Source organism: Janthinobacterium sp. GW460-12-1-14-LB5, from assembly GCF_059423585.1.
The window spans coordinates 130,266-155,770 of sequence record NZ_JBWKYD010000018.1; the positions used below are offsets into that span (position 1 = coordinate 130,266).

The window sequence follows — 25,505 nt, forward strand, 5'->3', positions numbered from 1 at the left end:
TATTTCTATCACTGCAGCAAAGAACGGCTTCAGCAAACCGGATCGCGATTACCGCATGGACAAGTACACACCTCGCACCTGGGGGCCGGGCGAACGCCCGACCTTGCCCGGGTCGCCATCGATGCCCGAGCATTCGACGCCCAAGCGTGTCGCGTATTTCATCGTCGGGCTGATCGTCGCGCTGACGGGGGGGCTCGGCAACGGCCTGGTGACGGCCAATTTGCTGAACCTGCAAGGTTCGCTGGCCGCCTATGCCTACCAGATGCAGTGGCTGCCGGCCGCCTACGTGATGACCATCGTGTCCATGAATCTGCTGCTGGTGAAGTTCCGCCAGCAGTTTGGCCTGCGCCTGTTTACGGAAGCGTTCCTGGTGCTGTATGCGCTCGTCACCTTCGCCCACCTGTATGCCAATACCTTGCCGTCGGCGATCGCCGTGCGCGCCGCGCATGGCATGGTGGGCGGCGCGCTGGGGGTGCTGGGGCTGTACTACACCTTGCAGGCGTTTCCCGCGCGGCACCGGCTGAAGGGAGTGGTGCTGGGCCTCGGTTTTGCCCAGCTGGCGCTACCGCTGGCGCGCATCTTCACCTCCGAACTGCTGCAGATCGGCGAATGGCATGGCCTGTACCTGTTCGAGCTGGGACTGGCCCTGCTGGCGCTGGGCTGCGTGCTGGCCCTGAAACTGCCGCCCGGCGACAGGGTGCAAACGTTCGAGCCGCTCGATTTCCTCACCTTTATTTTGTTCGCGCCCGGCGTGGCCCTGCTGTGCGCCGTGCTGGCGCAGGGACGCACGGCGTGGTGGATGGAATCGGAGTGGGTGGGCGTGTGCCTGGCGGCTTCCATCGTGCTGATCGCCGCCTCGCTGGCCATCGAGCATAACCGCGCGCGCCCGCTGCTCAACACGCGCTGGCTCACCACGGGCAAGATCGCCAAGCTGTTTTTATCGGTGCTGCTGTTTCGCATCGTGCTGTCCGAGTCGACGGGGGCCGTGGGCTTCCTGCAGGCGCTGGGCCTGAACACGGACCAGATGCAGAACCTGTTCATCGTGGTCCTGCTGGGCAGCGTGGCAGGTTTGGTGGTCAGCGCGCTGACGATCAATCCGGCCACCCTCAATCGCTCGCTGATGTTCGCGCTGCTGCTGATCGCTGCCGGCGCCCTGATCGACGCGCACGCCACCAGCCAGACGCGCCCCGTCAACATGTATGTCAGCCAGTTCCTGCTGGCCTTTGGCGGCACGTATTTCCTCGGCCCCACCATGGTGGCCGGCATGGGCGCCGTGATCGCCGAACCGCGCAACCTGGTGAGTTTTTCCGTGATGTTTACCATGACGCAGAACCTCGGTGGACTCCTTGGTTCGGCCATTGTCGGCACCATCCAGACGGCGCGTGAAAAATACCATTCCAGCTACCTGGTCGAGCACCTGACCATGCTCGACCCGCAGGTGGCCGCGCGCGTGCAGTCCGGCGCCGCAAGCTACGGCGGCGTGCTGATGGACCCGGCCCTGCGCAGCGCCCAGGGCGTGGCGCGCCTGGGCGCCGTCGCCACGCGCGAAGCCAATGTGCTGGCCTATAACGATGTCTTTTTGATGATCGCCGGCGTCGCCATCGCCACCCTGATCTGGATGCTGGTCAGCCAGTCCTGGACCCGCATCACCACCGGCGCGCGTCGCCTGGTCGGCCCCGTGCGCGATGCGCAGACGGCCATGGCCATCGTCCCCATTACCAATTCGGAACCGAACAATGACAGAAAATAACACCCCGCCACCAGTACCTCCCACCGCACCCGCACCGGCCGCTCCTTCCATGGCGCAGCCGGACCGGCGCCACCAGTGGCTGTCCGCGCTGGCCTTTGCCGCCGTGGCCCTGGTGGGCGTGCTGATCGTGCTGTATGCATGGCGTTTGCCGCCGTTCACCAGCCCCATCGTGACGACGGAAAACGCCACCGTGCGCGGGCAGGTGACCATCATCGGCACGCAGCTGTCGGGCTATGTGGTGGAAGTGACGGTGCAGGATTTCATGGACGTCAAGGAGGGCCAGCTGCTGGTGCGCATCGACGACCGCATCTACCAGCAGCGCTACGAGCAGGCGCAGGCCCAATTGGCCGCGCAGCAGGCGGCCCTGTCGAACTGGGCGCAGCAGAAGGCCAGCGCGCAGGCGGGCATTTCCGTCAGCGAGGCGGCGCTGGCCAACGCGGAAGCGCAGGCGCGCAAGGCCAGCGCCGATTTGAATCGCGTGGAGCAGCTGGTGGCTGACGGTTCGCTGTCGCAGCGCGAACACGACCAGTCGCGCGCCACGCAGGCGCAGATGGCGGCCGCCCTGGCGCAAGCCAGGGCCAATCTCGACATCGCCCAGCAAAGCGTGCATTCGGTGGTGGTCAACAAGCAGGCGCTGGAGGCTGCCGTGGCCAATGCGCAGGCGGCCGTCAAGGCGGCGAAGATCGACCTCGATAACACGCGCATCGTGGCGCCCTCGGATGGCCAACTGGGCCAGGTGACGGTGCGCCAGGGCGCGTACGTGAATTCGGGCGCGCAGCTGATGGCGCTGGTGCCGCGCCAGATGTGGGTGATCGCCAATTTCAAGGAAACGCAGATGAACGGCGTGCAGGAAGGGCAAAGCGCCACCTTCCACGTCGACGCGCTCGACGGCGCCGTGCTGACGGGCCAGGTGGAGCGCATTTCGCCGGCCACGGGATCCGAGTTTTCCGTGCTGCCGGCCGATAACGCGACGGGCAACTACCTCAAGATTGCCCAGCGCATTCCCGTGCGCATCCGCATCGACCCGGGCCAGGCGAATGCGCGCCGGCTCGTGCCCGGCATGTCGGTGGTGGTCAGCGTCGACACGTCGGCCGTGCTGAACGACTCGGCGGAGAATCCGGCGCCCCCGCCGCCGCCGAAGAAGGCCAAGCCATGAAGCGCCGTGTATGGCTGATGGCCGGCGTGCTGGCGCTGGCCGGCTGCGCCGCCAAGGCGCCGCCGCAGCCCGTATCGGCACTGCAGCTGCCGTCCGGCTGGCGCGCGCAAGCGATCGGCGCACCTGCGGCGGCTGACGCCCATGTCGAGCAGCTGTGGTGGCAAGCCTTCGGCGACCCGGTGCTGAGCGACCTGGTGGGCGAAGCGCTGGCGCGCAATGGCGACTTGCGCGTGGCGCGCGCCCGCGTGCAGGAGTACCGCGCGCGCCTGGCGCAGGCCGACGCGAACCGCGCGCCCAACCTGGCCTTCGACGGTTCGCCCACGCGCACGCGCACCCTGGCCTCCAGCGGCAAGCCGTACGTGACGAATGTCTTCCAGGCGGAACTGCAGGCCAGCTATGAAATCGACGTATGGGGCCGGCTGGCCAGTCTGAGCGATGCGGCCGCCGAGAGCTACCGCGCCGAGCAGGCCAGCCTCGATGCGGCGGCCCTGTCGATCGCCGCCAGCGTGGCGACCGCTTACCTGAACCTGCGGGGACTCGACGCGCAGTTGGCGCTGACGCAATCGACCCTGCAGCTGCGCGAACAGTCGCGCGAACTGGCGCGCAAGCAGTTCGAGGTGGGCTACAGCTCGCGCCTGGAATGGCTGCAGGCGCAATCGGAATACCATGCGGCGGCCGAGCAGGTGCCGCAGCTGCAGCGGCAGATCTTTGAACAGGAAAATGCGTTGGCCGTCCTCGTCGGCGGCAATCCCGGCCCCATCGCGCGCGGCTTGCCGCTGGCCGAGCTGGCCGCGCCTGGCGTGCCGGCCGGCCTGCCGTCCGAACTGCTGCGCCGGCGGCCCGACATCGCGCGCGCGGAACACAATCTGGCGACCGCCAACGCCAGCCTGGCCGCCACGCGCGACCAGCTGCTGCCCTCGTTCAAGCTGACGGCGGCGGGCGGCGGGCAGGCCACGACCCTGACCGATTTCCTGCATGCGCCGACCGCCCTGTGGCGCCTGACGGCCTTGGCGGCCGCGCCCCTGTTCGATGGCGGCCGCGTGCAGGCGCAGACGGAGGCCGCCGGCGCGCAGCGCGACCAGCTCGTGTACGCGTATGAAAACGTGGTGCGCAACGCCTTCGCCGAAACGGAGAACAGCCTGGGCGCCCTCTACCGGCTGCAGCAGCAAGCCGTGGAAAACGACGCGCGCCGCGCCGCGGCGGCGGACACCCTGCGCATCGCGCATAACCGCTACCGCAATGGCTACGCCTCGTACCTGGAAGAACTCGACGCCCAGCGTACCCTGTACAGCGCCGACGTGGGACTGCTGCAGCTGAAGACGCGCATCCTCGTCGCCTCGGTCGACCTGTACCGCGCCATGGGCGGCGGCTGGTCGGCCAAGGCGCAATAGGGGCGTGTGCACGGCGCGGCCAGTGTAATATTCTCACCAGGAAAAGCGGTGGCATGGTGCCAGCCGCTTCCTTCACGAACGAACGAGGTCGCAGTATGACGATTTTTGGCATAGGCATCCACATCCTGATCGCGGTATTCTTTGCGATTCACGTGGTGCGCAACGGGCAGCAGCTGTACTGGCTGCTCATTTTATTCATGTTCCCGCTGCTGGGCAGCGTGGTGTATTTCTTCGCCATCTACCTGCCCAATTCGCGCCTGCCGCAAGGCGCGCGCAAGGTCGCTTCGGTGGCCGTGCAGGTGCTCGATCCGAACCGCGAATTGCGCGAGGCGAAGGCCGCCTTCGAGTACACGCCGACGGCGCAAAATCAGATGCGTCTGGCCAGCGCGCAGCTGGAAGCGGGCGATGCGCAGGAAGCGGCAGCGACGTACGAAGCCTGCCTGCGGGGAGCGTTTTCATCGGACCTGGAAATTCGCCTGGGCGCGGCGCGCGCCTATCTGGAGTGCGGGCGCGGCGCCGAAGCGCTGACGCACCTGGAATTCATCCGCCGCACGGATATCCATTTCCGTCCCGAGATGGTGTCCCTGCTGACGGCGCGCGCGCTGGCGCAAAGCGGGCGCCAGGTGGAAGCGAAGGCGGAATTTGACGATGCGCTGACGCGCTACAACAGTTTCGAGTGCCGCGCCGAGTGCGCGATCTGGGCGCTGCAGCAGGGCGACAAGGTGTTGTCGGAACGCCTGCTGCTCGATATCGACAGCGCCATGGCCCGCTGGAGCAGCCATACGCGTTCGATGTATGCGCCGCTGCTGGCGCGCCTGGAGGCGGCACGCCGCTGATGGATTGCCGGTGCCGGCTTACACGCCAGGCACTGGATTCATCCCTTCAACTAATTTATACCCCTTGCCATCGAAGCCATAGCGCGCGTGGCCGTTCAGGGGCGTGGCGATGCGCGGCGGGTCTTCGTCCGGCTTGACCGTGACGCCCGGCTTGATCTTTTCGGACGCGCCCTTGAAATCGATCAGCAAGTCATCGTAGGCGCCGCCATTGCGCGCCGGCGCGAAGCGCCAGTTTCCCTTGACCATCCAGCACTCGTCCATTTCAGGCCCGCAGGCGCCCATATTGTCCGAGTACAGGTCGATGGCGCCATCGAGCGAGCTGACCTTGCCGTCGCCGATTTCAAACAGGGCCAGTTGCGTGATGGTGTAGCCCTGGCCCGTATAGCCGTGGCGGATCGCCAGTCCCGGCTTGTTCGCGCCCAGCATGACCCAGTGGACTTCGCCGAGCTGCCCCGACGAGCCCAGGGCGGCGATGTTTTCCAGGCGTTTCACGACTTGCCACTGGCCGTCTTCCGGCGCGCCCTTTGGCGCCAGGAAAAAGACATTCAGCAGTCCCGGCGAGGCATGCGCCGATTCGGCCGTGCCTTCCGTGTTGGCCGTTTCCGCATTCGCCACCAGGATGGCGCCGCCATCGGGCAGCAGCTTGTGGCTGACGGCGCTGACGACGTAACTGAGCTTGTCGACGTGGTTGTCCGGATCGGGCAGGTCGGCCAGCGCGTCGTCGCTGTCGCCGCGGTAGGCCTTGCCGAAGACGGCGCGCATCATGGCCGCTTCGTGTTCGCGTGCCTGCGGCGTGTTCATTTCGTCGGTCTTGGGCGCGGTGGCGGCAGGCGGCGGCACGATGTCGGCCGGCGCCGGTTCGACGGCTGCTGCCGGCGCGTCGGCGGCTTCCTGTGCCTTGGCGGGCGCGGTTTTTTCCGAGCAGGCGCCCAGCAGGGAGCATATCAACAGCAGGGCCAGCGGAGTGGGGTAATTCATAGGCAGGGCAGATTGCGTTCATGGAGAATGGGCGCAGTATGCCAGATAGATGAAAGCGGGGGAGCGCGGCCTGGTGGCCGGTCCCCCGCTTCCTTGCCCGCAGGGGGCGTTTTTGCAATCAGCCGTGGCGCTTATTTTTCCAGCGCCACCCTGTCATCGCGCCGCAGCGGCGCCTGCTGGCGGCGCAGTTTCGCCATGCCGCGCTTGAGCAGGTGCTCCAGGTCGTCGATATAGGTGAACACGGCCGGCACCACCAGCAGGCTCAATAACGTCGAGGTGATCAGGCCGCCGATGACGGTAATCGCCATCGGCGAACGGAAGCTGGGATCGGCGCCCCAGCCCAGCGCCAGCGGCATCATGCCGGCGCCCATGGCGATCGTTGTCATCAGGATGGGGCGGCTGCGCTTGTGGCAGGCGTCGACCAGCGCATCGAAGCGGTTCATGCCGGCCTGGCGCGCCAGGATCGCATAGTCGACCAGCAGGATGGAGTTTTTCGTGACGATCCCCATCAGCATGATCAGGCCGATCATCGACGGCATCGACAGGGCGCTGCCCGTGATCAGGAGTGCCACGAAGGCGCCGCCGATCGACAGCGGCAGCGCCGCCAGGATGGTCACCGGCTGCATGAAGTCCTTGAACAGCAGCACCAGCACGCAATAGATGCACAGCACGCCGATCAGCATGGCCAGGCCGAAGCTGGCGAACAGCGACGCCATTTCCTGCGCGTCGCCCAGTTCGGCGATCTTCACGGACGGCGGCAGATTCTTCATCGACGGCAGCGCGCGCGCTTCTTCATTCAGTTCGCCGAGCGTGCGCGAACCGAGTTCCACGTCGAGCGTGACGTTGCGGCTGCGGTTCAAGCGGTCGATCTGCGCCGGGCCGCTTTCCATCGTCACCGTGGCCACGTTCGCCAGGCGCACGGGGCCATTCTTGCCGGGCACGGTCAGGCGCTCGATGGCGGCCAGGTCGGCGCGCACGCTGTTGGGCAGCTTGACGCGGATCGGCACCTGCCGCTCGGGCAAGTTCATTTTCGTCAGGTCCGTGTCGTAGTCGCCGGCCGTGGCCACGCGCACGGTCTCGCCGATGGCTGCCGCCGTCACGCCCAGGTCGGCCGCCCTGGCGAAATCGGGGCGCACGATGATTTCCGGACGCACCAGCGAGGCGCTGGAATTGACGTTGCCGATGCCTTTCAGGCCGCGCAGCTCGCGCTCGACCTTTTGCGCCGCCGCCATCAACGCCACCGGGTCTTCCGAGCGCAGCACCAGTTGCATCTTGACGCCCGTGTCGGGCGGCCCCACCGTGAAGCGGGCGCCGGGGATCGTATCGAGCTTGTGGCGCAGCTGCGTTTCCAGGTCCGACATCGATTCCTTGCGCTCCGTGCGGTGCACGGTGGTCAGGGTCAGCACGGCGCGGCGCGCCTCGGCCGCCGCGCCGGGGGCGAAGGCGTCGCCGCTGGAGCCCCCGCCAATCGAACTGAAGACGCCCTGGATGCCTTGTGTGCGCATGGCCGCGTCGCGCGCCAGCGCTGCCACGGCCTGCGTTTCCGCCAGGGTGGAGCCGGGCGGCAGTTCCAGGTTGATCTGCGTCTGTGCGCGGTCGGCAGCCGGCACGAAACCGGTCGGCAGCAGCGGCACGAGCGCGATGGCGCCGACAAAGAACAGGGCCGCGGCGATGGCCGTGATGCCGCGGTGGTTCAGGCACCAGCGCATGACCGTCAGGTAGCGCGTCATCAGCCAGCCATCCTGTTCTTCCTTGTGCGGCAGCGGTTTCAATATGTAGGCCGCCATCATTGGCGTGAGCAGCCGCGCCACCACCAGCGAGGCCAGCACGGCCAGCACGGCCGTCCAGCCGAACTGCTTGAAGAACAGGCCGGGAATGCCGCTCATGAAGGCCGTCGGCAGGAACACGGCCACCAGGGCGAAGGTGGTGGCGATCACCGCCATGCCGATTTCGTCGGCCGCTTCCATGGCCGCTTCCATCGGTGACTTGCCCATGCGCAGATGGCGCTCGATGTTTTCGATTTCCACGATGGCGTCGTCGACCAGCACGCCGACGACCAGCGCCAGCGACAACAGGGTGACGGTATTGAGCGTGTAGCCGAACCAGTAGATGCCGAGAAAGGCCGGCATCACGGACAGGGGCAGGGCGGCGGCGGCCACCAGGGTGGCGCGCCAGTCGCGCAGGAACCACCACACCACCAGCACGGCCAGCAGCGCGCCTTCGTACAGCAGCTCCATCGAACCGTCGAAGTTTTCCTCGACGGGGAAGGCATTGTCGATCGACTGCTGCAGCACCACGCTGGGGTTTTCCTTCTGCAGGTCGGCGATGGCGGCGCGCGCGCCGTTGGCGACGGCCACTTCGCTGGCGCCCTTGGTGCGGAACACCTCGAAGGCGACGACGGTCTTGCCATCCTGCTCGGCCAGTGCGCGCGGCTCGGCGATGGTGTCGCGCACGCTGGCCACCTGGTCCAGGCGCACATGGCGTCCGTCCGGCAGCGGCACTTCCACGCGCGACAGTTCATCGGCCGTTTTCACGGTGGCGATGGTGCGCACCGACTGCTCGGCACCGCTGACGTCGCCCCGGCCGCCCGGCGCTTCGCGCTGCACCAGGCGCAGCTGCCGCGAGACGTCGAGCGCCGACACTTTCAGCGCCGCCATGCGCGCCTCGTCGAGTTCCACCTGGATCTCGCGGTAGACGCCGCCCACGCGGGTGACGGCACCCACGCCGGGCACGGTCAAGAGGCGCTTGGCCACCGTGTTGTCGACGTACCAGGACAGGTCGGGAGAGTCGAGCGGGTTGTCCACGCCGGGTTTTGCCGTGGCGATAAAGGTCAGCACCACGCGCCCTGCCGTGGATGCCTTGGTGACGGTGGGGTCGCGCAGTTCTGCCGGCATGTCCGCCTTGACCCTTGCGACGGCGTCGCGCACGTCGTTGACGGCTTCGGCGATCTGCTTTTCCAGGATGAATTCGACGGTCACCGTGACGACACCATCGAGCACCTTGGTGTAGATGTTTTTCACGCCTTGCAGGGTGGCGACGGAGTCTTCGATCTTGCGCGCCACTTCCGTTTCCAGCTGCGCCGGCGCGGCGCCGGGCAGCACCGCGCTGACGGTGACGATGGGCAGTTCGATGTCGGGGAAATCCTGCACCGGATTGGCCTTGTAGGCCAGCAGGCCGGCCAGGGTCAAGAGCGCGAACAGCATGATGGCCGGGATCGGATTCTTGATCGAGAGGGAGGAAAAATTCATGGCCTCTCCTTACTTTTTCGCTGCGGCCGGCTTGGCTGCTGTTGGCGTCGCCACATTCCGTACCAGGTCTCCGTCATTGAGGAAGCCGGCGCCGCTGACGACAATCGTCGTGTCGGCCGTGATACCGCCTACAATCTCGATGCGGTCGCTCAGGCGCCGTCCGGTCTGCACCTTGATCTGGCTGACACGCTGGTCGGGATTGAGGCGGAAGACATAACTAAAACCGTCGCGCACGGCGATGGCCTGCTGCGGCACCGTCAGCGCGCCCGAGGTGCCCAGTTCAAATTCGCCGCTGGCGTACATGCCGGCCTTGAATGGCGCATTGTTGCCGCTGCTGGCCGGCAGGTCCACATACACGAGGGCGGAACGCGTCTGCGGATCGACGGTAGGGGCGATCATGCGCACCTTGCCCGTCAAAACGCTGCCATTGGCCGCCTTCACCTGCGCCAGCGTGCCGGGTTTTAAATTCAGCAGCTCGGTGGCCGTCACTTCGGCGCGCCATTCGAGGCGGCCCTGGCGGATCATGCGGAACAGCTCCGTGCCGGCGCCCACGACGGAACCGACGGTGGCCGAGCGCGAGGAGATGATGCCGCTGTCGGGCGCCACCACCTGCGTGTATTTCAGGCGCAGCTGCTGCGACGCCAGCTGCGCCTTGGCCGACGCAATGCGCGCGTTGGCCGTCTGTTCGGCCGTCAGGTACTGGCTGATCTGCTGCGCGCTGATGGCGCCCGTGCTTTGCAGCGAGCGGGCGCGCTGGGCGTTGGCGGCTGCTTCGGCCGCATTCGCTTCCGCTTCCAGCACGGCGGCCCTGGCCTGCGCCACGTCGGCGTTCACCGTGTCGTTGGAGAACACGGCCAGCACCTGGCCGGCGCGCACCACGTCGCCGACATTCACGCGTACGTCGGTGAGGCGCAAACCGTTCGATTCGCTGCCGATGATGGCTTCCTGCCAGGCGGCCACGCTGCCGTTGGCCTTCAGCTTGATGGGCAGGCTGGCCGTTTGCGGCTTGGCCGTGGTGACGGTGAGGGCAGGCTTTGGCGCCGCGTTTTTATCCTTGGCGTCGTCGGCCGCCGTGGAGGAAGGGGAGTACAGGGCCACGCCGGCGCCCAGCACCACGCAAAGGGCGGCCAGCGTGAGCGCCATCGGTTTCAAGGTCAGTTTTTTCATGTTGTCGTATCCGTCAGGGGGCATTGTTGGCGATGGCGTTGCTACTGTTCCAGCCGCCGCCGGCGGCGCGGTACAGCGCCACCCAGGCGGCGCTGCGTTCGCGCTCGAGGTTGACCACCGTGTTTTCGGCGGCCAGGCGCGTGCGGCGCGCGTCTTCCAGTTCGATCAGGCTGGCCAGGCCATTCTTGTAGCGGTCTTCGGTGGCGACGAACGACACGCGGTAGCCTTCCAGGGCCGTTTTCGCGTGGCCGCTGCGCTCGTCCGTGCTGGCCAGGTTGACCAGCGCCTCTTCCACTTCGCGCACGGCCTGGCGCACGCCGGCGCGGTACTTCACCACCGCTTCGTCGTAGCGCGCCGTGGCGGCATCGACCTGGGCGCGGCGGGTGCCGCCGTCGAAGATGGGCAGGCTGACGGCCAGCGGACCGATGCTCCAGGTGCTGGCCGTGATGCTGGTGCCGCCAGCGCGGATATTGCCCTTGCCAATGGAGCCGGCCAGGCTCAGACGCGGGTAGCGCTGCGCTTGGGCGCCGCGCACTTCGAAGCTGGCGGCCGCCACTTCGCGTTCGGCGCTGTAAATGTCGGGACGCTGGCCCAGGGTTTGCGCCGGCAGTTGCGCAATCGCCACGGGCGAGGGCGCAACAAAGGGGCTGGCCGCCAGCTTCTGGCGCAGCGAGTCTTCCGGCATCGCCGACAGGGCTACCAGCGCCTTGACGTTCACGTCGCAGGCGGCGCGCTGTTCGATGGCGCGGCTGGCGCCTTCGGCGGCGCTGGCACGGGCCAGGGCGGCATTGGCGGGCGGCTGGAAGCCGGCGCCGGCGCTCAATGCCGTCAGGCGCGCCGAGTCGCTTCGCGAGACGGCATCCTGTTCGGCCACGGCCTGCAATTGCTGGCAGGTGCGCAAGGCGTAGTACTGGTTTGCCACTTCTGCGGCCACCGAGACGCGGGCTTCATGCCAGCCGGCGCGGGCGCTGTTGTAGCGCTCTTGCGCCGCATCGCGCGTGGCGCGGTTGGCCCCAAACACATCGATTTCCCACGACGCCTGCAAGGCCGCCTGCGAGGTGGTGCCGCCGGGCTGCGCCGATTGCTGGCTGGTGCGCACCACGTTGCCTGTCGCATCGAGCGTGGGCGCCAGCGCGGCGCCGCTGCCGATGCTGTCCGCGCGCGCCTGCACGATGCGCGTGCCGGCGGCGGCGATGGTGGGGCTGGCCTGCTGCGCATCGGTGATCAATTCCACCAGCAGGCTGTCGCCCTGGCCCTGCCACCAGCTGGCCAGGTCGGTCAGTTTGCCGTTATGCGGCAGCGGCGCCTGCCATTGCGCGGGTGCGCTGGCGGCCACCGCGGCGGGCGGTCCCTGCAGGGCGCAGCCGCCCAGCGCCAGCGCGATGCTGGCGGCCAGGGCGCGTTGAACGGTGCATCGAATAGTCGTCATGCTGGTCCTTCTGCTTGTCATTGAGCGGTAGGGGGAAAGGGAGGCGTGGCCAGGCGCCGGCGCTCCACGTCGGCCATGGCCAGCGCGTAGTCGGTCATGCGCGCCAGCCAGGTATCGATGGCGTGCGCCGATTCCATCAGTTGCGGACGCAGGGTGTGCAGCACCTCGGCGCCGACCATGTGCTGCAGGGCGAGCGAGGCGATGGAAAACGCCAGGCGGTGCATGTCGTCGCTGTCGTCGGGGGCGCCCAGGTGGCGCGCCAGCACGCGCGTGAGCGCTTCGTGTTCGGCACGGATGTTCTGGTCGACCTCGCGCGCCCACAGGCCCGTCGGTTCGAGCATCTCGCGGCACCACAGGCGCATGCAATCGCGCGCGATTTCTCCCTGCTGCATGGGGGCGAGCAATTGCGCATAAAAGCCTTCCAGACTTTGGCGCAGGGTGAAATGGGGTTGCTCGTACAGGGCGATATTGTCTTGTGGATTCGATAGTTGATGGGAGAAGGCGGCGCGGTACAGGCCCGCCTTGTCGCCAAAATAATAGCGGATGGCCGCCGCGTTGGTGCCGGCCGCCTGTGCCAGTTCGCGCGTGGAGGTCTTGGCGTAGCCCTGCTCGGCAAACAGGCGGATGGCGCTGTGCAGCAGGCGCTCGCGCGACTGCTCGCCATCGGAGCGGGGCTTGCGCCCGTCGTCGGCGCTTGGTGTTGGGGAAATGTTTTTTTCAATCATGTCGGAGATTTAATCATATATCTCAAACGATTGATATAACTAAATCGCTTGATTTAGTTAAGGAAAGATGAAGATCATGGAAAACGCAGGCAAAAAAAAGCCCGCGAACTGGCGCGGGCTGAATCCAATGTTCGGAGAACGAATTGGAGGAGACAGGTTCACTATAGCGCTGAATATGTTGCAGTGCAATACCGTAGAACTACTGTATCCATCTCTCCAGGATGGCAAACATCACAATGGCATGTTGCGGTGCATCGCAGTTCAGGTTTTGCTGCGCAGGGCCAGGGTGAACGTGCTGCCCGAGCCGTAGTCGCTGTTGAAGAACAGGGCGCCGCCGATGGCGTTGGCCAGGTTCTGACACAGGTACAGGCCCAGTCCCGCGCCTTCCACGTGGCGCGTGGAGGTGGAATCGAGCTGCGAGAAGGCCTGGAACAGCTTGGCCTGGTCTTCTTCCTTGATGCCGGCGCCGCTGTCGGCGATGCTCATTTCCGTCACCAGCACGCCGTCTTCCTCGCGCTGGGCCAGGCTGATGCGCACCGTGCCCTGTTCCGTGAACTTGATGGCGTTGTTGAGCAGGTTGATGAGGATTTGCGTCAGCGCGCGGCGATCCGTGTCGATGATGGCGGGCGGCTGGCCCGCTTCGCCCAGCGCCATCTCCAGCGCCAGGCCCTTTTGCTGGGCCAGGGGGCGCAGGGTGTCGGCCACTTCGGCCATCAGGTCCTGGCAGTGCACCGGCTCGATCGACAGGGTCAGCTTGCCCGCTTCGATCTTGGCCACGTCGAGGATGTCGTTGATCAAGGAGAGCAGATGGCGCGCGCTGGCGCGGATGGTATTGAGCTGCTTGTCCTGGTCCGACGTCAGGGGGCCGGGCAGTTTCATCAGCAGTGCGCCCGTGAATCCGATGATGGCGTTCAGCGGCGTGCGCAATTCATGCGACATGTTGGCGATGAAGGCGGACTTCATGCGGCTCGCCTCGGCCAGTTCCAGGTTTTTCAGGGCGATTTCGCGGTTGATGGTTTCCAGTTCGGCCGCATGGTGCGCCAGGCGCATGTTCAGCTCGATCACCTGGCGTTCGCGCGCCTGCAGTTCGCCGTTGACCTGCACCGCCTGTTCATACGTGGAGATCAGCAGGTCGAGGATTTGCTGGCGCTCCGCATTGATGAAGTGCTTCTGGTCGCCCAGGTACAGGGCGATGCCAATTTCCACGTTCTGGTTCTTGCGCAGCTTCTGGTTCATCAGCATGTGGCTGATGCGGTTGAGCAGGTAGTCTTCCGCATACGGCTTGCGGATGAAATTGTCGGCGCCGCACTCGATGCCGCGGATGATGTCCTTCGGGTCGTTGAGCGAGGTGACGAGGATGACGGGAATGTCGCGCAGGGTCGGATCGGACTTGATGGCGCGGCACAGGTCGTAGCCATTCATTTCAGGCATGACGATATCGGACAGCACCAGGTGCGGCTTGCGCTCGCGGATGGCGGCCAGGGCCAGCTGGCCATTCGCCGCCACGCGCGCGTTGTAGTGCAGCGACTGGATCAGGCGGCGCAAGCGCTCCGCCTGGGTCGGGCTGTCCTCGACGATCAGGATCTCGATTTCGTCAGGCTTGATTTGGTTGTTGGAGTCCACAGACCTCTCCTAGGATTTCAGTGTGGTGATGCTGGGCGCGTTGAGCGCGCAAGATCGACATCCTGTGACTATATCGGATTTAGGTCTGTAAAAGTAACTTCCAAGTAACTATTTTGGCCCATGGGAATGCTGTGGCCGCCTATCAGTTTTCGCCCTGGAACTGGCCGGCGCGATAGGTCAGCACGAGGGTGTCGCGGTGGCCATGTTCGCCGACGGGCTGGATCGGCGTCGATTCATGGATGACGGCCGCATCGTCGAGCAGCAGCAGCGACCACGGCTCGGTCAGGGTAAAGCGTTTGCCGTTGGGACCGTCCGCTTCAAAGATGCGCGTCTCGCCGCCCTTGACCTGTTCGCGCCCGATCAGCAGCACGGCGACGAAGTCGACGCCGTCGCGGTGCGCGCCTTCCGGCGTGGGGCGGCCGATGCCATCGGTCGTATCGATGCGGAACTGGTGCGCCTCGATGAACCACGGCTGGCGGCCCTTGACCTGCGAGCAGGCGTCCCCCAGCGCGCGGATCAGCTGCTGCCAGGCCGCTTGCGCAACGATAGCCGGTTCGACCGGTTCGAACAGGCGGTGCATGCCGCCGTGCAGAGCGTTGTATTCCACCGGTTGCCAGTGCGGACGGTGCGCCGTCTGCGTCAGGCGCTCGCCATCCTGCACGAAGCACGAGTGGCGCCGGCGCCGATAGCGGCCGCCATCCTTCAGGTAATTGTCCAGCGCCAGCGTATTCCAGCTTGGTTCCAGCGCGCGCAGCGCGTCGAGCGGGCAGCCGGCCAGCGCGGCCACGTCCTGCGGGCGCAGGACGGCATAGCCGTCATCGCGCAAGGCGTCCTTGACGTGGGACGGGTCGGTAAAGATCGGTGCGGAAGTGCTCATGGCGGTGCCGGCCGGAACGCGGCCTGTATCAGTTTATCCAGCCTGGCATTCTACGACTTCGCGGCGATTCCTGTGCAGTGTGCGATACGAATTATTCTTGTTGAGTTAAAAATTCTTTACCAGGGTCAGGCGCAGCGAGCGCGATTCCACCGGATGGAAGTGGATATCGTCGACCGGCTGCGCTTCGCCGGGCAGGCGCGAGGCATAGTAGTAGTCGATGGCCGAGTCGCGCCGGTTGGCCAGGTTGTAGCCCTCCAGTTCCATGCGCAAGGTCTTGCCGATCTGGTAGGCGATACGCCCGTTCAAGCCCACGCTGGCAGCGGAACGCACGCTGTTGTCCTCGATCAGGGGGCGCGGGCCGAAGTAGCGCAGGCGTAAGGACCCTGACCATGGCCCCTGCGGTGTCAGCGTCATGGCCAGCTGGGCCACGCCTTCGATGGCGCCGGGGATGAAGTCGCCCGCCGGGTCGCTGCCGCGCGAGCGTGCCCGCGCATACGCCAGGTCCAGGTCCAGCGACAGCCAGCTGGCCGCCTTGTAGTAGCTGGAAAACTCGATGCCGTAGCGGCGGCTGGGACGGCCCGCCTCGGTGGCGCCGGCGTCGCCGATGAACAGCAGCTCGGAATCGAAGTCCAGGCGGTACAGCGACAGCGACGTTTGCAGGCCGGCGATGGCGGCGCTGCGCAAGCCCAGTTCCAGGCCGCGCGAGCGCACCAATGGCGTGACCTTGCCGGCCGCCTCGCCCGTCTTCGGATCGACCGTGATGGTCGTGCCGCGTGCGTCGTTGCTGTGAAAACCATTGCCAATGTTGAAATACGCTTCCGTCTCGCGCCACGGACCGGCGATCACGCTCAGGCTGGGGCTGAACAAATGGTCGCTGGCCGTGCCCGCATTGGCGGCGCGGTCGCTGCGCACGTCGAAGCGGTAGGCGTCCGCGCGCAGGCCGGCCACGGTGCGCAGCGATCGCGACCAGCGCGTGCTGTTTTCGCCATACACGCCGATGCTCGTTTCGACGATATGGTCTTGCCGCGTGGTCGACAGGATCTGGCGCCGGCGCGTGTTGTACAGGCCATTGTGGATATTGTCGTTCTGTAGCTGCAGGCCGATGGTGGTGTCGCTGCTGCCCCTGTCCGTGTGGCGGTGCCAGGTGTGGCTGGCATTGACGCCGGCCGTCACGCGCCGGTCGGGCTGGGCGAACTGGTCGCCGTTGAGCGGGTCGTCCAGCGCATACGTAAAATTCGAGAACAGGGCCAGGCGGTTGGCGATCGCATACGCGCTGACCCTGGACGACGCGTCGTCCGTCGTCTGGCGCCAGGCGCCCGACAGGCTGTAGCGCTGCGCCTTGCCGCCATCGCTGGCATCGATGGCGTCGAAGCGGCCCAAGCTGCCGTCCTGCACGGCGCGCAGCGGAATCTGGTCGGTGGCGTTCCAGCTGGCGTCATACGCCATGGCCGTGACGTTGAAGCCGTTGTTGGCATAGCCTTCGCTGTAGCGCAGCACGCCATTGCGCTTGCGGTAGCGGTCCGGCTGGGTGAACGGGCCGTCGTTGTGCTGCGCTTCGAGCGCGTACAGCAGGCTGCCGTCGCCCGCGTCAAACGAATCGGCCAGCAGGGCGCGGCGAAAGCCGTTTTGCCCGATGCCCGCGCTGGCGATGCCCTGCGTCAGGCGGTTCGCGTAGATGACGGACGCCGCGCCCGCCGAGGAAAAATCGCCTTGCGCCGCCGAATACGGCCCCTTTTTGTAATCGAGGCGCATGGCCAGTTCGGGGATCAAAAAGTTCAGGTCCGTCCAGCCCTGGCCGTGGCCATGGCTGCGCTGGTTGACGGGCATCTCGTCGACGGTGGTGCGCAAGTCGGTGCCGTGATCGAGGTTGAAGCCGCGCAAGTAGAACTGGTTGGCCTTGCCCTCGCCGCTATGCTGGCTGGCGATCAAGCCCGGTACTGCTTCGAGCAATTCGCCGGGCCGGTAGCTGGTGCGCGCGTCGAGCTGCTGTTGCGTGACGCTGCCCGCGTTGGCCGAATCGGCCACGCCCAGCTGGTTCAGGCGGGAGCCGTCGACCAGCACGCGCTGGAAGATGTCGTCGGCATGGGCGGCGGTGGCGGAAAACAGGGCGGCGAGGAAGAGGGGCAGATAGCGTGGCGTCATGGGTGTACTGGGGCTTGGCGGATCGGCAATTCCGTGTTCTGGCGGTCGAAGATAAGCGTCTGGATGCTGCCGCTGTCCTGCACGTTGAGGGTATTGCGCTGGCTGGGCAGGAAGTCGATCAGCAACTGGTTGTGGATGCGCGTGGCGGGGACCAGGCGCGTGTGCTCGATTTCCTGGAAGATCACCACGTTGTCGGCATTGACCTTCATGCCGACCCAGTTCAGGCGCAATCGCTTGCCGTCCGGTCCCACGAGGTAAAACTGTTTTTCGACATAACGGCGCAGGGCCGCTTCGCTGTCTTCCTGGCCCAGGTCGAACTGGCGCTGGTACAGGTTCGTCAGCAGCGCCTCGACGTCGTGGCCCGTGTAGGTGTGCACCACTTCCGTGCTGCCGCTGGCCCCGTTGTAGCTGATGTCGGCGATGCCCATGTGGAAATTATGCGCGCCGGCCGCCATGCTGGCGCAGGCCAGCAGGCTTGCCGCGAGGAGGCGCCAGCGCTTCACGCCTCGTCGCCCTTGGCCGCGCCGCCGTTCTGGCCTTTCAACGGCGTATGAAAATCGCGCATCAGGTTCTCCCTGGGCGACTTCTCGCTCTTGAACAGTTCCAGGCGCGAGGGCGTGATTTTTCTCGGCCAGCTATTGTTGCTGGTGTCGATGTCGGCCGTTTCCCAGTACGGGTCCTGCACCAGGCCCACCATCGGTTCATCCGTGATGACGACCTTGGTGATTTTCTTCGGCGAGTAGCGCCATACTTCGGCCGGCACGCGCTCCACGTACTTCTTGCCGCTTTTTAGCTCGATCTCGAGGATCAGGGGCATGACCATGCCGCCCACGTTCGACAGGTCGACCAGGTACAGGTGCTTGCCCTGTTTCAGCAAATCCTTCTCCCACGGTTCCAGGCCGGCCAGCGCTTCGGCGTAGGCGTTGCGATCCTTGTTGGTCACCGTGAAATCGTCGTGCTGGTTGTAGAAATCCTTCAGTTCCGGATGCGCGTCGACGCGGCGCGGCATGCCCTTGTTGGCGCGGCTCGTGACGGATTCCGGCTGGGCGTCCTTTTGCGCCTTTTTCCAGGCTTTTTCCGTTGCCGGATCTTTCGAGCTCACGCCGTATTCGCTGATGCCGTCGATGCTGATGTCGACCGGGTCGGTCGTATAAAACCAGCCGCGCCAGAACCAGTCCAGGTCCGTGCCGGAGGCGTCTTCCATGGTGCGGAAGAAGTCGGCGGGCGTGGGGCGCTTGAATTTCCAGCGCTGCGCATATTCCTTGAAGGCGTAGTCGAACAGCTCGCGCCCGAGAATGGTTTCGCGCAGGATGTTCAGGCCCGCCGCCGGCTTGGCGTAGGCGTTGTTGCCGAACTGCAGCAGGGACTCGGAATTGGTCATGATGGGCACCTGGTCGCGGCTACGCATGTAGTCGACGATTTCGCGCGGTTCGCCGCGCGAGGCCGGGTAATTTTCTTCCCACGCCTGCTGCGCCAGGTATTGCACGAAGGTGTTGAGGCCTTCGTCCATCCATGTCCACTGGCGTTCGTCCGAGTTGATGATCATCGGGTAGTAATTGTGGCCCACCTCGTGGATGATCACGCCGATCAAGCCATACTTGGTGCGTTTCGAATACGTCAGCTCGCCCGTCTTCTTGTCCTTCACGGGACGCGGGCCGTTGAACGAGATCATCGGATACTCCATGCCGCCCACGGGGCCGTTGACGGAGATGGCCGTCGGATACGGATAGTCGATGCTGTACTTGTTGTACTGTTCAATCGTGTGCACGATGGCTTGCGTGCTGTATTTTTCCCACAGCGGATTGCCCTCTTTCGGATAGTAGGACATGGCCATCACGTCGCTGCCGCCCTTTTTGTAGCCCTGCGCATCCCAGATGAACTTGCGGCTCGAGGCCCAGGCGAAGTCGCGCACATTGGCCGCCTTGAAGTGCCACGTCTTTTGCGCGCGGTTCACCGTTTTCTCGGCCGCTTCCGCTTCCTTCTGCGTGACGATGACGACGGGCTTGTCGCTGCGGCGGGCCTTTTCCAGGCGTTCGCGCTGTGCGGCGGACAGCACCTCCTGCGGATTTTGCAACTCGCCCGTGGAAGCGACGATATGGTCGGCGGGAACCGTCAGCTGCACGTCGTAGTCGCCGAATTCCAGCGTGAATTCGCCCGAGCCCAGGAACTGCTTGTGCTGCCAGCCGGCCGCGTCGTAATAGGCGGCCATGCGGGGGAACCACTGCGCCACTTCGAACAGCGCGTTCTTGTCGTCGAAGACTTCATAGCCGGCGCGCCCGCCCAGCACCTTCTGTTCGTTGATGCGGTAATCCCAGTCGACCTGGAAGACGAAGTCCTGGCCCGGCTTCAGGGGCTGCGGCAAGTCGATGCGCATCATGGTGCGGTTCACTACATACTTCAAAGGCTGGCCGTCAGCGCCCTTCAAGGCACGGATATTGAAGCCGCCCTGGAAGTCGCCGCGCGCCAGCATGCCGCGCAAGCCTTCGAACTTCATCGTGTCTTCGCCCGCCGTCTTGGCCCACGCCTGGCGCGAGGGCGCCGTGGTCATGCGGCGCGCATCGGAATCGGGCTTGTAGATATTCTGATCCAGCTGCAGCCACAGGTAGCCGAGGGTATCGGGCGACTGGTTATGGTAGGTGATGCTGCCGCTGCCGGCGATTTCGCGCTTGGCCTCGTCCAGGGTGGCGCGGATCGTGTAGTCGGCGCGCTGCTGCCAGTAGGCGTGGCCAGGGGCGCCGGACGCGGTGCGGTAGGTATTCGGGGTGGGCAGCACCTCTTCGAGCTGGCGGAACTTGTCGTCGAATGGTTCGGCAGCGAAGGCCGACACGGTAAAGCAGAGAGCCAACGAGGCAACGGAGCCGAAAGGTATGCGCATATTCACCCTGATGTTGTTGTAAGGAAATAGTGGCAACTATTCTATACGCAGGGTGGGGCCATCCTTGTATCGATTTGTAATAAAGAAAGGCGGATTGTGCGCCAGCTTTTGTCTGGCGCTGTCAGGGGGATATTTCGCCTTATTTTGCTCGGAAAAGCAGTGCGTTTACTCACTTTTCATCAGGCTGTCGCGCAACTGGTTCAGCTGTTGTTTCATGTCCACAACTTGTTCCACGCTGCAATGGCTGGCCGTCAGGATGGCTTCGGGCAGCAGGGCCGCTGCGTGGCGCAGCTGGCCGCCTTGCTCTGTGAGCGAAATGATGACCTGGCGCTCGTCGCTGGCGGCGCGCGTGCGCGTCAGCAGGCCCGATTGCTCCATGCGCTTGAGCAGGGGCGTCAGGGTGGCCGAGTCGAGGAACAGGCGCTCGCCCACTTCCGACACCGTCAGGCCGTCGCGCTCCCACAGCACCATCATCACCAGGTATTGCGAATAGGTGAGACCGAGCTTGCGCAGCAGCTTGCGGTACAGCTTGTTCATGGCGAGCGAGGTCGAGTACAGCGCAAAGCACAGCTGGCTGTCCAGGCGCGGCACCTGGTGCAAGGAGTTGGGAGGGGTGGTGGTATCCATGGGCACAGTATATATAGTGCGCTATTTAATTGCAATGCGCGGCGCCGGACCTGGCGATCCGGCGCCGGGACGCGGGCGCTTTACCCGGCGTACCGCGCGCGCAGCAGGGCGAGCATGGCCACGTTCTGTTCCCACGCATCGCTCACCGGTTGCTGCGTCCAGGGCAGCGTTTGCGTGTACGGCGCGGGGCCGAATTCCGGCGTAAACGTCATGCGTTCGGCGCCAGAGGCGCGGCGCAGGGCGACGATGGCGTCCCACCACGCCAGGTGGGCGTCCAGCGCCGGCTTGGCTTCCGGCGCGCGGAAGTCGGCCACCTGCGGCCCTTGCGCATGGCCCACGCGCGCATGCACGTGGTGTACCAGCGGCAGCACCTGCGCCAGGGTCTGCGGCTGGTCTTCCAGCAGCGATTCGCAGGCGCAGCACCAGTGCGACAGGTCGGCCGTCAAGGGGAGTTGCGGATACTGCTGCAGATACGGCAGCAGCAGCATCGGGTGGCCGGAAAAGCGGCTGCGGTGGATCTCATGCACGATGGGCACGCCGTGCTTTTCCGAGATGGCGGCGGCCAGGTCGATCAGTTCCCCGTTCTGCGCCGGCGTATAAAAATCCTTGCCCGTGTGCGTGTTGACCAGCACGGGGCGCGCCAGGCAGGCGTTTTCCAGCAATTCCGCCAGGGCCGCGCGGTGCAGCTCGAATTCAGCGTGGAACACGGTTTCCCACTGCGCGGCGATCAGCTGCAGGCCAGCCTTGGCGATGCGGTCCGTCCATTCCTCGCGCAGGGCGGCGTCCAGCGGCAGCGACATCTCGATTCCGTCGAAGCCGGCCGTCAGTACTTTGTCGATGAAGACCTCGGGCGCCAGGTCGTTATTGCCCCAGTGGGCGGCGAAAACCTGGATGCGCATCAGACGAAGCCCCGCACGGGAAACGCCGCGTCGCGCTGTATCCAGTTATGCGCCGCGTATTCGGTCTGGCCGTCCGTCGCATGCAAGGTGTAGGCGTGGCGCGAGACAGGCGAGCGGTTCGGCGCGCTGTAGTGAGGCAGCAAGCCGTGGAAGCAGACGAGGGCGCCGGCCTTCACTTCGAGCGGCACGGCCGTGCTGTCGTCGGGCCAGGGCATGGCATCGAGTTTTTCCACGCGCACCTGGTCGCCGTTGCGGATGAAGCGCTCGCGCAGGGGGCCGCGGTGGCCGCCCGGCTCGGCCCACAGGCAGCCGTTGTCCAGGGTCGCGTCTTCCAGCGCGAACCAGAAGGTGGTCACGCTGATCGGCGTCGTCTCGAAATACGTGGCGTCCTGGTGCCAGCGCACTTCGCCGCCGATGCCGGGCTGTTTAAATATGTACATCGATTGCCAGACCTGGGCTTGCGCCAGGCCCAGGTCGCGCGCCACGTCGGCCAGTTTCGGGTCGGCCGAAAAGGCACGGAAGACGGGGTCCAGGTCATGCATGGCGTGGCCGATCTTGTTGATCGACAGCGATTTGTCCTGTTTCAACTGGCCGTCCGGGCCGAACGCCTCTTCCTCGAAGAAGCAGCGGATGGTGTTGTCGGAGGCGAGGAAATAATCGTTGGTGTTCTTCGCCTGGTCGCGCGTGGTGAAGATCGACTGGCTGACGCTGGGATCGAATTCGTTGACAATCTGCTCGGCGCGCGCGCGCAGGGCGGCGATTTCATCCGCGCCCTTGAAGCCGGGCAGGATGATATAGCCGTCGCGTTTGTATTGTTCTTGTTGTTCTGTTGTCAGCATGGCGGCGGCTCCGGAAGGTCAGTGGAAAGCGCCATTGTAGGATGGACGAGGGTGGCAAACAATCGTCCTCTGGTTGACAGATTGTCGCCAAAACGCAGACAATCTTTGACATGGATCAACTAAAAGCGATGGAAATCTTTGTCGAAGTGGCGCGCCTGCGCAGCTTCACGGCGGCGGGACAGCGCCTGGGCCTGACGCGCGCCATGGTCAGCAAGACCATCATGCAGCTGGAAGAGCGCCTCAATGCGCGCCTGCTGCACCGCTCCACGCGCGAAGTGAGCCTGACGGATGCGGGCCGCGCCTACCTGGCGCCGTGCATGGCCACCGTCAGCCAGGCGCAGGAAGCGGCGCGCATGGTGGCGCACGTGGCGCAGGCGGGAGCGGGGGCGGAGCTGGCCGGGCCGCTGCGCATCCAGGCGCCATCGAGTTTCGGCAGCGCGTGGCTGGCCGATGCCGTCGCCCGTTTCAGCCTGCTGCACCCGCAGGTGCGGGCCGAGCTGTTTGTCGACGATGCCCTGCTCGACCCGATACGCCACGGTTTCGACTTGACCATCCGCGTGGGCGGCATCCCGGACAGCAGCGCGCTGGCCATGCGGCCTTTGGCGCCGTGCCGCGCCGTGCTGTGCGCCAGTCCCGCCTACCTGGCGCAATGGGGCGTGCCGCAGTCGCCGCAGGATTTATTGCAGCACCAGTGCCTGCATTTCAGCCACCTGACCGATGGCACGAACTGGCATTTCCAGCGGGGAGAAGGGGAACAGCGCGAGGAAGTGAGCGTGCGCGTGCAGGCGGGCTTTACGGCCAATAATGGCCTGGTGCTGCATCAGGCGGCGCAGCGGGGACTGGGCATCGTCTACAGCACCACGTTCCTCGCCTGGCGCAATCTGCTCGATGGCAGCCTGCTGCCCGTGCTGTCCGGCTGGGCGCTGCCGCTGAATCACTTGAGCGCCCTGTATCCGGCCAGCCGGCAAATGTCGCCCAAGGTGCGCGCGCTGATCGATTTCCTGGTGGCCGAATACCAGCCCGTGCCGCCGTGGGACCGCGAGCTGGACGCCGCCGGATTTTTCAGCTGACGATCAATTGAACGCGACGGCTTCCAGCGTCCACGCGCCATCGGCGTACACGCGCTCGTCGTCCAGATAAACGGCTTCGGTGACGGCGAAGATGTCGACGTGGTAGCGCGCATCCTTGCGCTTGAACTGCGGTTTTGTATACACGCCGTGCTTGGCGCCCAGCGACAGGTGGATGCCGCACATGCGTTCATACGTGCCGATGTCGTTGACCAGCTGTTCGCGCGAAAAGGCGCGGTTCATGCCGAAGCCCAGTTCGCGCACCCACACTTCGCCTTCATGCGCGCGGATGATCTCGAGCATGGCGGTAAATTCCGGCGTGGCGTTTTCCGTGCCTGTGACTCGGCCCTTGTCGATGATCAGGGTAATCGGCGTGTCGGGGCGGTTGACCATGAAGTGCGTGTCGCCGAAGACGAAGATGCGCACGCGCCCGTTCACCGCTTCCAGGTCCTGCGCTTCCGTAAACACTTCACCGAGCGGGAACTGGCCGCCGATGTTGTTCATGCCGCTGTAGTCGCCGATATTCAGTTTGGCCGCTTCGAACGGGGAAGCGAAGACCAGTTGCTCGCCGCCGCTGTCGACCATGCCGTGGCGGGCGCCGTCGATGCGCGCCTTCAGCGCGTGGCCCACGCCCCGGTAGTAGGCGGGATCGTAGGCCAGCGAAGCGATGTAGTGCAGTCCCTGCACGCCGGGCATGCGCGACAAATGCACGTGTTCGATGACTTTCAGGCCCCGCTTGAACAGCTCGATGCGGATGCGGAACGCTTCCAGACGGAAGCTGGTCGACTGGATCAGCACGACGAGGCTGCCGGCGGGCAGATCGGCAAACGCGGCCAGCACGGCGTCCGGCGTGACCTCGTCGAAATCGATGAAGGTGGCGTCCGGCAAGGCCTGGCGGTACGCCTCCGTCAGCACGACATTGAGCCAGCTGCGCTTGTCGCAGACGATCAGGGATGGTTCGTCCGGGCGGTGGCAGATGGCCATGGCCAGCAGGTCGGCCACGTTTTGCGCGGCCACTTCGGTGGCGGCGGCGCTGATGGCGTCGAGCCGGCTGGTGTCATTCTCGGGAAGCGTCATGGTGCGAAGGTGGGGGCGTGAAGTAATCGCAGCATTATAAGGCGATTGCTGCGGTGCACACCATTCCCCATCCGGCGGAGGACATGGGGGCGCCGCGGCCCTGATTATCTTGTGTAGTGCTTTACAGCAATGTATTATTTGAAAAATGGTATGACAGGCTATGGCAGCGAGCCTGGAAGCGGCCAGTCGCAGCGGCCCCGTCCGCGTGCGTACGACATGCTTTCAAAAACTAGATACAAATACAACAGGCCAACAGGCGATTACAAAGAGTGTGATGTGATGAGCATAATCGGACAAGATATTCCCATGGAGCGGCCAGATACGGATGGGCGCGCTGCCGTCTTTGTTCCCGTCACGGGCGTCAAGGAAGATGTCCTGTTGACCATACGCAAGGGTGCGGCCATCGTCGGCTTTGCCAACCACGACCGCACCATCACCGTGTATTTTGAAAGCAACCGCTTCGACGACCCCGTGCTGGCCAAGTGGGAGCACAAGGCGCGCAAGGCCTACGACCGCCTGGTGGACAATGCGCCCACCGTGTCGAAGTTGACTACCAACCCCGCCTATTTCGAGCAGATCGGCTACATTAACGGCAAGGGCATCACCATCCGCCGCATGGAAAGCCTGCAGCGCTGGCTCGCGTATTCGGATGCGATGGAGACGTGTCCGGTTACGGATATCATCCCGCGCACCGTGATTGCAAAAGTTGACGCCGTCAAAGTCTAAGAGGGTGTAGACAAAATCAACAACGAAGTTGTGGCATGCTATCTCGATGTGGGAGGAGCATGCCATGGCAGCA

20 protein-coding genes are annotated in these 25,505 nt (G+C 65.1%); 6 read left to right on the forward strand and 14 right to left on the reverse strand.

Annotated elements, in window-relative coordinates; genetic code table 11:
• Positions 1-55 precede the first annotated feature (55 nt).
• The 4 genes from AC07X6_RS19355 to AC07X6_RS19370 all read left to right on the forward strand — a co-directional run bounded on the left by AC07X6_RS19355 (position 56) and on the right by AC07X6_RS19370 (position 5,133).
• Complete coding sequence (locus AC07X6_RS19355) at positions 56-1,750, forward strand: MFS transporter (RefSeq protein ID WP_494792052.1); 1,695 nt, start codon at positions 56-58, stop codon at positions 1,748-1,750.
• Positions 1,737-2,906 (forward strand): HlyD family secretion protein, encoded by a 1,170-nt coding sequence (locus tag AC07X6_RS19360; RefSeq protein WP_494792053.1) that lies wholly within the window; start codon positions 1,737-1,739, stop codon positions 2,904-2,906. The genes AC07X6_RS19355 and AC07X6_RS19360 overlap by 14 nt, the downstream gene beginning before the upstream one ends.
• Positions 2,903-4,297: an efflux transporter outer membrane subunit gene (locus AC07X6_RS19365; RefSeq protein ID WP_494792054.1), complete on the forward strand. Its 1,395-nt coding sequence runs from the start codon at positions 2,903-2,905 to the stop codon at positions 4,295-4,297. The genes AC07X6_RS19360 and AC07X6_RS19365 overlap by 4 nt, the downstream gene beginning before the upstream one ends.
• Before the next feature lie 95 nt (positions 4,298-4,392).
• The gene (locus AC07X6_RS19370; RefSeq protein ID WP_494792055.1) at positions 4,393-5,133 is read left to right on the forward strand and encodes a tetratricopeptide repeat protein; all 741 of its coding nucleotides are present in this window, start codon (positions 4,393-4,395) and stop codon (positions 5,131-5,133) included.
• Between the two features lie 18 nt (positions 5,134-5,151).
• Here the strand turns inward: AC07X6_RS19370 and AC07X6_RS19375 are convergent, their stop codons facing one another.
• The 13 genes from AC07X6_RS19375 to AC07X6_RS19435 form a co-directional block, all read right to left on the reverse strand.
• Complete coding sequence (locus AC07X6_RS19375) at positions 5,152-6,111, reverse strand: hypothetical protein (RefSeq protein ID WP_494792056.1); 960 nt, start codon at positions 6,109-6,111, stop codon at positions 5,152-5,154.
• A gap of 131 nt (positions 6,112-6,242) precedes the next feature.
• Positions 6,243-9,359 (reverse strand): efflux RND transporter permease subunit, encoded by a 3,117-nt coding sequence (locus AC07X6_RS19380; protein WP_494792057.1) that lies wholly within the window; start codon positions 9,357-9,359, stop codon positions 6,243-6,245.
• A gap of 9 nt (positions 9,360-9,368) precedes the next feature.
• Entirely contained in the window at positions 9,369-10,526 is a 1,158-nt protein-coding gene (locus AC07X6_RS19385; protein WP_494792058.1) for an efflux RND transporter periplasmic adaptor subunit, read from the reverse strand.
• Positions 10,527-10,539: 13 nt separating this feature from the next.
• Positions 10,540-11,955, reverse strand: coding sequence for an efflux transporter outer membrane subunit (locus tag AC07X6_RS19390; RefSeq protein ID WP_494792059.1), 1,416 nt, complete (start codon positions 11,953-11,955; stop codon positions 10,540-10,542).
• Positions 11,956-11,972: 17 nt separating this feature from the next.
• Positions 11,973-12,680 carry a CerR family C-terminal domain-containing protein gene (locus AC07X6_RS19395; protein WP_494792060.1) on the reverse strand — a complete coding sequence of 236 codons (708 nt, stop codon included), beginning with the start codon at positions 12,678-12,680 and terminating at the stop codon, positions 11,973-11,975.
• A 261-nt stretch (positions 12,681-12,941) separates the two neighbouring features.
• Complete coding sequence (locus AC07X6_RS19400; RefSeq protein WP_230539831.1) at positions 12,942-14,303, reverse strand: hybrid sensor histidine kinase/response regulator; 1,362 nt, start codon at positions 14,301-14,303, stop codon at positions 12,942-12,944.
• A 142-nt stretch (positions 14,304-14,445) separates the two neighbouring features.
• A complete protein-coding gene (locus AC07X6_RS19405) occupies positions 14,446-15,180 on the reverse strand; it encodes a 2OG-Fe dioxygenase family protein (protein ID WP_494792061.1) in 735 nt (244 codons plus the stop codon).
• Positions 15,181-15,285: 105 nt separating this feature from the next.
• A complete protein-coding gene (locus tag AC07X6_RS19410; RefSeq protein WP_494792062.1) occupies positions 15,286-17,322 on the reverse strand; it encodes a TonB-dependent receptor in 2,037 nt (678 codons plus the stop codon).
• Positions 17,319-17,825, reverse strand: coding sequence for a DUF6702 family protein (locus AC07X6_RS19415; protein ID WP_230539828.1), 507 nt, complete (start codon positions 17,823-17,825; stop codon positions 17,319-17,321). Before AC07X6_RS19415 ends, AC07X6_RS19410 begins: the two co-directional genes overlap by 4 nt.
• Entirely contained in the window at positions 17,822-20,197 is a 2,376-nt protein-coding gene (locus AC07X6_RS19420) for a M1 family metallopeptidase (RefSeq protein WP_494792063.1), read from the reverse strand. Before AC07X6_RS19420 ends, AC07X6_RS19415 begins: the two co-directional genes overlap by 4 nt.
• 165 nt (positions 20,198-20,362) lie before the next feature.
• Positions 20,363-20,824, reverse strand: coding sequence for a MarR family winged helix-turn-helix transcriptional regulator (locus tag AC07X6_RS19425; RefSeq protein WP_494792064.1), 462 nt, complete (start codon positions 20,822-20,824; stop codon positions 20,363-20,365).
• 80 nt (positions 20,825-20,904) lie between these two features.
• Entirely contained in the window at positions 20,905-21,723 is an 819-nt protein-coding gene (locus AC07X6_RS19430; RefSeq protein ID WP_494792065.1) for a sugar phosphate isomerase/epimerase family protein, read from the reverse strand.
• Entirely contained in the window at positions 21,723-22,562 is an 840-nt protein-coding gene (locus AC07X6_RS19435; protein ID WP_494792066.1) for a phytanoyl-CoA dioxygenase family protein, read from the reverse strand. Before AC07X6_RS19435 ends, AC07X6_RS19430 begins: the two co-directional genes overlap by 1 nt.
• Positions 22,563-22,672: 110 nt before the next feature.
• Between AC07X6_RS19435 and AC07X6_RS19440 the strand changes: the two genes are divergently transcribed.
• Positions 22,673-23,632: a LysR family transcriptional regulator gene (locus AC07X6_RS19440; protein ID WP_230539823.1), complete on the forward strand. Its 960-nt coding sequence runs from the start codon at positions 22,673-22,675 to the stop codon at positions 23,630-23,632.
• Between the two features lie 3 nt (positions 23,633-23,635).
• Here AC07X6_RS19440 and AC07X6_RS19445 read toward each other — a convergent pair whose 3' ends face one another.
• Entirely contained in the window at positions 23,636-24,706 is a 1,071-nt protein-coding gene (locus AC07X6_RS19445) for a M29 family metallopeptidase (RefSeq protein WP_494792067.1), read from the reverse strand.
• Positions 24,707-25,012: 306 nt separating this feature from the next.
• Between AC07X6_RS19445 and AC07X6_RS19450 the strand changes: the two genes are divergently transcribed.
• On the forward strand, positions 25,013-25,432 hold the full coding sequence (locus tag AC07X6_RS19450; protein ID WP_494792068.1) for a hypothetical protein: 420 nt from the start codon (positions 25,013-25,015) through the stop codon (positions 25,430-25,432).
• Positions 25,433-25,505 lie beyond the last annotated feature (73 nt).